This is a genomic window from Thermomonas sp., assembly GCF_047606765.1.
In the GTDB taxonomy this organism is placed as follows: domain Bacteria; phylum Pseudomonadota; class Gammaproteobacteria; order Xanthomonadales; family Xanthomonadaceae; genus Thermomonas.
This window is the reverse complement of the sequence record NZ_JASGED010000056.1, coordinates 1-9,283: the sequence shown is the minus strand read 5'-3', so window position 1 is coordinate 9,283 and position 9,283 is coordinate 1. Positions and strand designations below refer to the sequence as shown.

The 9,283-nt window shown below is 65.1% G+C and carries 5 protein-coding genes; 3 read left to right on the top strand and 2 right to left on the bottom strand.

The window, feature by feature from the left end:
- Positions 1 to 196 precede the first annotated feature (196 nt).
- Entirely contained in the window at positions 197 to 544 is a 348-nt protein-coding gene (locus QM612_RS05080; RefSeq protein WP_415252811.1) for a hypothetical protein, read from the bottom strand.
- 204 nt (positions 545 to 748) lie between these two features.
- Positions 749 to 3,373: an ATP-dependent helicase HrpB gene (gene hrpB / locus QM612_RS05075; RefSeq protein WP_415252810.1), complete on the bottom strand. Its 2,625-nt coding sequence runs from the start codon at positions 3,371 to 3,373 to the stop codon at positions 749 to 751.
- Positions 3,374 to 3,532: 159 nt separating this feature from the next.
- On the opposite strand from hrpB, the gene QM612_RS05070 reads away from it, so the two are divergent.
- The 3 genes from QM612_RS05070 to QM612_RS05060 all read left to right on the top strand — a co-directional run bounded on the left by QM612_RS05070 (position 3,533) and on the right by QM612_RS05060 (position 8,581).
- A complete protein-coding gene (locus QM612_RS05070) occupies positions 3,533 to 4,339 on the top strand; it encodes a TatD family hydrolase (RefSeq protein ID WP_415252809.1) in 807 nt (268 codons plus the stop codon).
- Positions 4,340 to 4,403: 64 nt separating this feature from the next.
- Entirely contained in the window at positions 4,404 to 5,507 is a 1,104-nt protein-coding gene (locus tag QM612_RS05065) for an efflux RND transporter periplasmic adaptor subunit (RefSeq protein ID WP_415252808.1), read from the top strand.
- Positions 5,504 to 8,581, top strand: a complete 3,078-nt coding sequence (locus QM612_RS05060; protein WP_415252807.1) for an efflux RND transporter permease subunit — start codon at positions 5,504 to 5,506, stop codon at positions 8,579 to 8,581. The genes QM612_RS05065 and QM612_RS05060 overlap by 4 nt, the downstream gene beginning before the upstream one ends.
- Positions 8,582 to 9,283 lie beyond the last annotated feature (702 nt).

The window sequence follows — 9,283 nt, the reverse complement described above, 5'->3', positions numbered from 1 at the left end:
GCTCTGTACAACTCCCGAAACGTCATCCCAGCGAATTAGGGAAGCTCTGTACAACTCCCGAAACGTCATCCCGGCGAAAGCCGGGATCCAGCTTTTTTCAGTGACTTACCAAAGAGCTGGATTGGACAAACATTCGTTTGTCAGAAGCAGCCGGCTTTCGCCGGAATGACGGCTTGTCCAGACCTTCCTTAGTCGATCAGCCTTCGACCACAGCCCCGGCGCTACGGCGGCGACGCGTGCGCTTGCCGACAACGGGATCAACCCGCGTTGCACTGCCTTCGATCGGTTCGCCCGCCGCCAGTCGCTTGTTGCGCTGGCGCGCCGCGTACCACAGCAGGCCCACGCCCACGACCGCAACACCGGCCAGTACCGGATTGCGTTTGACGAACTGCGTGGCGACCTTGCCACCGGTACGCATCGCACCCAGCGCTGCACCGGTCTGCACCCATTCCATGGCCTTGTCCGGGACGTGCTTGCGGAGGCCGTCACCGATCTCGCCGATCAGTTCCATCGCGCGATCCTGCGTCTTGTCGAACTTGCCCATCTGCGTTGCCTCGCTAGGTGAGAGGAGTGAGTCGAAGTCTGGGAAACGCGGTGTTTACGGCGCGTGAGTGCAGCTCAACTGGATTCACGCAGCATCACGGATGCCATCCATGGCGCAGCACACTCGTTCCCGGACACCCCTGCCCAGCCATCCATGGCTGTGCGTTCAGCCGGCTGCGCGGCAATGCCGCGCGAACAGCCGGCTTCACCCCCTCGGCTTCGCCCGGTGCGTCGCCACCGCATTCCACGGATCATCCGGCCACGGATGTTTCGGGTAGCGGCCTTTCATTTCCTTCTTCACTTCCGGATACGTGCGTTCCCAGAAACCGCGCAGATCCTGCGTGACCTGCAAGGGTCGCCCGGCGGGCGAGAGCAGATGCAGGGTGAGCGACACGCGGTTATCTGCGATGCGCGGGGTTTCCGCCAGTCCGAACAATTCCTGCAGCTTGACCGCAAGCACCGGTGATGCCGGTTCGCCATGGTCATCCAGCGCGTATTCGATGCCACGCTGCATGCCAGAAGGCACCTCGATCCGTGTTGGCGCAAGCGAGTCGATGCGCTGGCGCAGGTTCCAGTCGATGCCGGATTTCAATGCTTCGCCAAGTTCGTCCGCCGCCAGTGCATCCAATCGCGTCTTGCCGGTGAAGGCGGGTTTCAACCAACCATCAAGCGATGCGAGCAGCGCGGCATCGGACAGATCGGGCAGCTCAAGCTCCGGCATCCACGCGCGCAGGCACTGCACGCGCACGCGCCATTGTGACAACGCCTCGCTCCACGGCAGGGCAGACAGACCAAGTTCGCACACCGCATCAGTCAATGCCTGCGCGGCCAGGGCCGGATCCACACGGCCCGCCGATTTCGATGCCAGCACGATGCCGTCGAAACGGGCGATGCGCTCGCTCACCAATGCGCGCGTGCCGGCATCCCAGCGCACTTCGTCGCTTTCCGAAAAATGCACGGCGAACTCGCGACGAAGTGCGACTTCATCCACCGGCGCACCACGCAGCAGCAACGCATCCTTCGCCTCGTAACGCAGCTCGCTTGCAACCAGCCACGGTTCGCCATACAGCGTGCTGTCATCGAACAGCCGCAGCATGCGGCCATTGGCCAGTGCATAGCGTTTTGCATCCTGCGGATGCTGTTTCGCGATGCGATCCGGGAAGGCGTGCGCCAGCAGGTCGCCGATGGCATGCGCCGGTGCGTCGGTGGGCGGCGCAGCATCGCAGCGCAGGCGGCGACGCCATTGTTTCGATGCCGCATCAATGGCTGCCAGTGCAGATCGGCTGGCATCCGCACCCACGCGGCCCGTGCGGAACGCGGCCAGTGCCTGCCAGCGCTGCGCGAAACCATCGCTGCGGCTTCGCAACGGATCACGCGCCTCGACCAATGCCGCGAAATCGCAAGCCAGCGCGATGCGCTGCGGATCGGCGCTGCACAGCAACATCGCGGCAAGGCGCGGATGCGCGCCGAGCGCCAGCATCTTCCGGCCACGCGCGGTGATCGCGTGCTTCGCATCCAGTGCATCCAGCCGACGCAGCAAGTCGCGCCCGGCTGCAAGCGCACCGGCTGGCGGCGGATCGACGAAGCGCAGCGCATCGCTGCCCCAAGCGGCGAGTTCCAATGCCAGCGCCGCCAGTTCCACCTGCGCGATTTCCGGGCGGCGCTGTGGTTCCAGCCGCTGCGATGCCGGCCACAGCCGATACGCAAAGCCCTCTGCCACGCGGCCCGCGCGGCCCGCGCGCTGGTCGGCGGAGGCCTGCGAAATCGCGACCACATCCAGCCGCGAGAACCCGCTGTTGGGATCGAAGCGCGGCTCACGCGCCAGCCCGCTGTCGATCACCACGCGCACGCCGGGCAGCGTCACCGAGGATTCGGCGACATTGGTCGCCAGCACCACGCGGCGGCGACCATCGGGCGCAGGTTGCAGCACGCGGGTTTGCTGTTCGATGGGCAGTTCGCCGTGCAGGGCCAGCACCTCGACCCTGCTGTTTCCTTCTCCCTCTGGGAGAAGGTGGCGCGCAGCGCCGGATGAGGGTTCGGTGGAATCATCGCCACCCCGAACCCTCTCCCCAACCCCTCTCCCGGAGGGAGAGGGGCTTAAGAGCGCCTCCACCCGCCCGATCTCGCTTTGCCCCGGCAGGAACACCAGCACATCGCCCGGATGCGCCGCCAGCGCGTGTTCGATGGCGCGGCGGGTTTGATGTTCCAGCGCTTCGTCACGGCGCGCGGGGAAATGCGCGACTTCGACGGGGAAACTGCGACCCGCGCTGGACAGGCGTGGCGCATCAAGGAAAGTGGCGAGCCGTTCGCCATCCAGCGTTGCCGACATCACCACGATGCGCAGAGCCTGCCCCGGACTTGATCCGGGGTCATCGCGCAAGCCGGCCTGCACGTCCAGCGCCAATGCCAGGCCAAGATCGCCTGCCAGATGGCGCTCGTGGAACTCGTCGAACAGCAGCGCGCCCACGCCTTCCAGCAGTGGATCGTCCTGCAGCATGCGGGTGAGGATGCCCTCGGTGACGACCTCGATGCGGGTCTTCGCGCTGACCTTGTTTTCAAAGCGGATGCGATAGCCGACGGTTTCGCCCACCGCCTCGCCAAGCTGTTTCGCCATGAAGCCGGCGGCGGCACGCGCGGCAACCCGGCGCGGTTCCAGCATCACGATCTTCCTGCCAGCCAGCCACTTCGCATCCCGCAATGCCAATGGCACCTGCGTGGTCTTGCCGGCACCGGGCGGCGCTTCCAGCACCAGACGCGGATGTTCGGCGAGCGAAGCGGTGATGTCCGGCAGCAGCGGGGTGATGGGGAAATATTGGTCAGAAGCTGGCATGCGCGCATTGTAGGAGCGCGGCGTTTGCCCCCTCCCCTGCGAAGGCAGGGGAGGGCTGGGGTGGGGTGCTCTTCGCTGCGCTACCGAACAAGAGCCAACCCCCTCCCGACCTCCCCCTGCCTCCGCAGGGGGAGGAGAGATCCCCGTTAAAATCACGCCATGCAACTCATCGACATCGGTGCCAACCTCACCCACGACAGCTTTGACCATGACCGCGTTGCGGTAATGCAGCGCGCGCGCGATGCCGGCGTGGCCCGGATGATCGTCACCGGTGCATCACGTGAACATTCGCCGAAGGCACTGGCACTGGCGCAGGCGCACCCCGGCGTGCTGTTCGCCACTGCCGGCGTGCATCCGCACCACGCGGTGGAATACACCGACGAATGCGATGCGCAAATGCGCGCACTGCACGCGCATGCGGAAGTCGTGGCAGTGGGCGAATGCGGGCTGGACTACTTCCGCGATTTCTCGCCACGCCCGGCGCAGCGGCGCGCGTTCGAGCGGCAATTGCAGATCGCCGTCGATACCGGCAAGCCGCTGTTCCTGCACCAGCGCGATGCCCACGCCGATTTCATGGCGATGATGAAGAACTTTGACGGCCAGCTCGGCCCCGCCGTCGTGCATTGCTTCACCGGCACCCGCGAGGAACTGTTCGATTACCTCGACTACGACTGGCACATCGGCATCACCGGCTGGCTGTGCGACGAGCGTCGCGGCCAGCACCTGCGCGAAATCGTGAAAAACATCCCCGCCAACCGGCTGATGGTGGAAACCGACGCGCCTTACCTGCTGCCGCGCACGCTCAAGCCGATGCCGAAGGATCGCCGCAACGAACCGGCTTTTCTGCCCCATATTGTCGAAGAGCTGGCGCGTGACCGTGGCGAGGACACGGCCAGCACGGCGGCAGCCAGCACCGCAACCGCCGAAGCCTTCTTCCGCCTGCCGGAAACTGCCGCATACACTTAATGAACTGATGGGTTCAAATATCGGCTAAACTGCGCGGCAAACCCTCCTCTTCGGACTCACGCGCATGCGTCGCATCGCCCGCCCCCTTGGCCTGAGCCTCGCGCTTGGCCTGATCCTCGCCACCACCGCCTGCGGCAAGCAGGAGGACGAAGCCGCCAAGCCCGTGCAGGCCGCACAGGCTGTCAGCGTGGCCCCGGCACAGGCGCATGACTTCGCGCGCAGCATCCTGGTGTCCGGGCCGGTATCAGCATGGGAAGACATGCAGCTTGGGGTGGAACTCAGCGGCCTGCGCGTCACCGCGCTGCATGTCGATGTGGGCCAGCACGTGCGCAAGGGCGAGCTGCTGCTGGAGATCGACCACCGCAGTCTGGACAGCGATCTTGCACAGGCCAACGCCGCATTGCGCGAAGCCGAAGCCGGCGCCGCGCTGGCGCGTTCGCAACTGACGCGCGCGGAACCGCTGGTGCGCGACAAGTTCATCAGCGCGACGCAACTGGACGAACTGCGCGCAGGCCGCACCCAGGCCGAGGCGCGCGTTGCCACCGCACGCGCCGCGCGCGATGCCGCCGCGCTGCGCCGCAGCTACGCCGAACTGCGTGCGCCGCAGGCCGGCATCATCAGCAAGCGGCTGGTGCAGCCGGGGCAGGTGGTGGCCGCCGGTACCCAGCTGCTGGGCCTGATCCGCGACGGGCGGCTGGAATGGCGCGCCGATCTGGCCGAAGCCGAACTTGCGCAAGTCAAACCTGGCGACCGCATCGAACTCAAAACACGCGACGGCAAGGCGGTTGAAGGCAAGGTGCGCGCGGTCAGTCCCGGCGTGGATGCCAGCACCCGCACCGGCACCGTGTATGCCGACCTGCCCGATCCGCAGGGCTTGCAGCCCGGCACGTATTTGCAGGGTCGCATCGATGTGGGCATGGCGAACGCGCTGACCGTGCCTGCGGCAGCGGTGGTGTTGCGCGATGGCTTCCCGACCGTGTTCACCGTCGATGAAAAATCCGTGGCGCACCAGCAGCGCGTGCAGACCGGCAGCCAGTCCGATGGCCGCATCGAAATCCTGCAAGGCATTGAAACCGGCGCGCGCGTTGTGACGGATGGCGCAGGCTTCCTTGCCGATGGCGATGCCGTGCGCGTGATCGAAGCAGGCACCAAGGCGACCGCCCCATGAGTGGCGGCGGCAGTCTTTCGACCTGGGGCATCCGCAATCCGATCCCCGCGATCATGCTGTTCTTCGTGCTGTGCGTGGCCGGGCTGTGGGGCTTCCACAAGCTGCCGGTGGCGCGCTTCCCGGACATCGCCTTCCCGATGACCATCGTGACGGTGATGCAGCCGGGCGCATCGCCATCGCAGCTTGAAACCGAAGTCACCCGCAAGGTGGAGGATTCGGTCGCCACCCTCAACAACGTCAAGCGCGTTACTTCGGTCGTGGTCGAAGGCACCAGCACCACCGCCATCGAGTTCGAGCTGGAAGCCGACTTGATGACGGCGCTGAACGACACCAAGGACGCGGTCACCCGCATCCGTACCAACTTGCCGCAGGACATCCAGGAACCCATCGTCTCCAAGGTGGAAATCGGCGGCACGCTGCTGACTTATGCCGTGTCCGCGCCTGCAATGACGCCGGATGAACTGTCGTGGTTCGTGGATCGCCATGTCAGCCGTAGCCTGTACGGCGTGGAAGGCGTGGCCTCGGTGGGGCGCATCGGCGGCATCGAACGGCAGGTGCGCGTCGATCTGGACCCGCAGGCCTTGCAGGCCTATGGCATCACCGCCGGTGAAGTCAGCCAGCAACTGGCATTGACGCAAGTGGAACGGCCCGGCGGCAAGGCCGAACTGGCCGGCGCACAACAGACCGTGCGCACCATCGGCACCGTGGCCGATGCGCAGCAGCTGCGCGATTACATGGTGGCACTGCCGGACGGGCGCGCGGTACGGTTGTCGGCGATTGCCACCATCACCGATGCCGCCGCCGATCCCAGCCAGGTCGCATTGCTGGACGGCAAGCCGGTGGTCGGCTTCACCCTTGCGCGCGCGCGCGGCGCGGATGAGCTGAAAGTGCGCGATGGCACCAAGGCCGCGCTGGATGCCTTGCAGAAACTGCACCCCGGCGTGAGCTTCAGCCTCATCACCGACATGAGCGAGGAAACCGAACGCTCCTACAACAGCTCGATGACGATGCTGCTGGAAGGCGCGCTGCTGGCACTGGCCGTGGTGTTCTGGTTCCTGCGCGACTGGCGCGCCACCTGGGTCAGCGCGATCGCGCTGCCGCTGTCGATCATCCCGACCTTCGCGGTGATCCACTGGCTGGGCTTCAGCCTCAACATGATTACGCTGCTGGCCCTGAGCGTGGTGGTCGGGATTCTGGTGGACGATGCCATCGTCGAAATCGAGAACATCGTCCGTCACCTGGGCATGGGCAAGAAGCCGCTGGACGCGGCGGGCGATGCCGCCGAGGAAATCGGCACTGCGGTCATCGCCACCTCGGTGACATTGGCGGCGGTGTTCGTGCCGGTGGCGTTCATGCCCGGCATTGCCGGCAAGTTCTTCCGCGAGTTCGGCTGGACAGCGGCCACGGCGGTGATGTTCTCGCTGCTGGTCGCGCGCCTGCTCACGCCGATGATGGCGGCCAACCTGCTGCGCCCACACAGCGAACCGGAAACCGATTCAAAGCTGATGACGCGCTACCTGGGCTGGGTGGATACCGCGCTGCGCAACCGCTGGAAGACGCTGGGCATCGCCACCGCGATGTTCCTGCTGTCGCTGGCGATGATCCCGTTCATCCCGACCACCTTCATCCCCACCAGCGACCAGGGCCGCAGCATGCTGTCGCTGGAGCTTGCGCCGGGCGCGCGCATCGAGGACACGCAGCGGCTGGCCGAAGCCGCACGCGCACGGCTGCACGACATTCCCGAACTCAAGCAAGTGTTCACCCAGATTGGTTCCGTGCCCGACCTGGGCGACCCCGGCAAGACCGGCCCCGCCGATGCGCGCAAGGCGGTGCTGACGCTGGACTGGGGCAAGGCTGCCTCGCGCAGTCGCGACCAGCGCACGCTTGAAGAGCAAGTACGCCAGCGCATGGCCGACCTGCCGGGTGCGCGGATCAGCTTCATGAGCAACGAGCCGGGCGAGCAGATGATGCTGGTGCTGGCCGGCGACGACCCCGACAAGCTCAATGCCGCCGCCGCCGCGGTGGAACGCGGCGTGCGCGGCATCAAGGGGCTGGGCAGCGTGTCCTCGTCCGCATCGCTGCTGCGGCCGGAATTGCAGATTCGGCCCGATCCCGCGCGCGCTGCCGATCTTGGCGTCGCCACCGCCAGCATCGCCGAGGCCGCGCGCATCGCCACCGCAGGCGACTACACCTTCCGCATGGCGAAGTTGAACCTGCCCGACCGGCAGATTCCGATCCGCGTTGGCTTTGCACGCGACGCGCTGGAAGACCCTGCGCTGCTGGGCCAGTTGCGTGTGCGTGGCAAGGCCGCATCGGTACCGCTGGACGCGGTCGCACAGATCACGCCGGGCAGCGGGCCATCGGTCATCAGCCGCTACCAGCGCCAGCGCAACGTCACCCTCACTGCTGAACTCAACGGTCGCCCACTCGGCGAAGTGATGGCCGAAGTGGAGAAACTGCCTGCGGTGCAGGCGGTGCCCGCCGGCGTGTCTTTCATCAATACCGGCGATGCGGAAATCTTCATCGAACTGTTCACCGGCTTCTTGATGGCGATGGTCGCCGGCATCACCTGCATCTACATGGTGTTGCTGCTGCTGTTCCGCCACCCGGTGCAACCGCTGACCATCCTCAGTGCAATTCCGCTGTGCGCCGCCGGTGCCTTCGGTGCGCTGCTGGTCACCCGCAACATGCTGTCGCTGCCGGCGCTGATCGGCTTGCTGATGCTGATCGGCATCGCCACCAAGAACTCGATCCTGCTGGTGGACTACGCGGTGATGGCCGAAGACCAGCACGGCATGAACCAGCACGACGCGCTGGTCGATGCCTGCCACAAGCGCGCACGCCCGGTCATCATGACCACGATTGCCATGGGCGCCGGCATGCTGCCGCTGGCGCTGGGTTTCTCCGGCGATTCGTCCTTCCGCGCGCCGATGGCGTGGGCGGTGATCGGTGGCCTGATTACCTCCACCGCACTCAGCCTGATCGTGATCCCGGCGGCTTACACGGTGCTGCACGATATCGGTGACTGGATCGCGCGCAGGTTCCATCGCGGAAAATCTGCGGTGTCGCACTAAGGAAGCTCTGAACAACTCCCGAAACGTCATCCCGGCGAAAGCCGGGATCCAGCTTTTTCAATGACTTACCAAAGAGCTGGATTCCGGCTTTCGCCGGAATGACGGCTTGTTCAGACCTTCCTTAAGGGCGACCATCTGGTCGCCCTTTTCGTGTGCTCGACGGTTGCGATTCGCATCAAAAATCGGTTGCAAACGATTTCAGAAATCATTGAGAATTGCCACCTTGAGGGCGTTGCCGCTGGATGCGGGTTACCAGAGTGGAGGGGCTATGAAGAGCATAGGCGCTGATGAATATTGTCGTTCGATTGCATCGGCGCAGAAGCACCGGGGCAAAAAAGGTGTATTGCCACGCAGGATGCTGCCCTTGTTCACTGTCAGCGCAGCCACTCTATTGGCATGGGGAGCGACGTCACCCGCATCTGCAATGGCGGAGATAGGTGTCACTGTCATTGGCCAAAAGTGCAGCGGGGTATTCCGATCAATTTCCAAGGTGCGACGCAGGCCCAGATCACACAGATCACGAATGCGATCCAAAGCGCTTGGAGCGGAAAATTCGGCTCTTACAACGTCAAGACAGAGTCTGTAAATTGAACTGTGTAACTGCCCTTTGACCCGCAGCCGGCGATACCGGCAGGAGCAGCGACATGGAACTGAGCAAGACGACCCTGAACGAGTTGACGGCGGACTGCAAGACGCCGGGCG

Coding starts and splice junctions, on each gene's coding strand:
- QM612_RS05060 (WP_415252807.1), top strand. CDS start 5,504: ATGAGTGGCGGCGGCAGTCTTTCGACCTGGGGCATCCGCAATCCGATC.
- QM612_RS05080 (WP_415252811.1), bottom strand. CDS start 544: ATGGGCAAGTTCGACAAGACGCAGGATCGCGCGATGGAACTGATCGGC.
- QM612_RS05070 (WP_415252809.1), top strand. CDS start 3,533: ATGCAACTCATCGACATCGGTGCCAACCTCACCCACGACAGCTTTGAC.
- QM612_RS05065 (WP_415252808.1), top strand. CDS start 4,404: ATGCGTCGCATCGCCCGCCCCCTTGGCCTGAGCCTCGCGCTTGGCCTG.
- hrpB (WP_415252810.1), bottom strand. CDS start 3,373: ATGCCAGCTTCTGACCAATATTTCCCCATCACCCCGCTGCTGCCGGAC.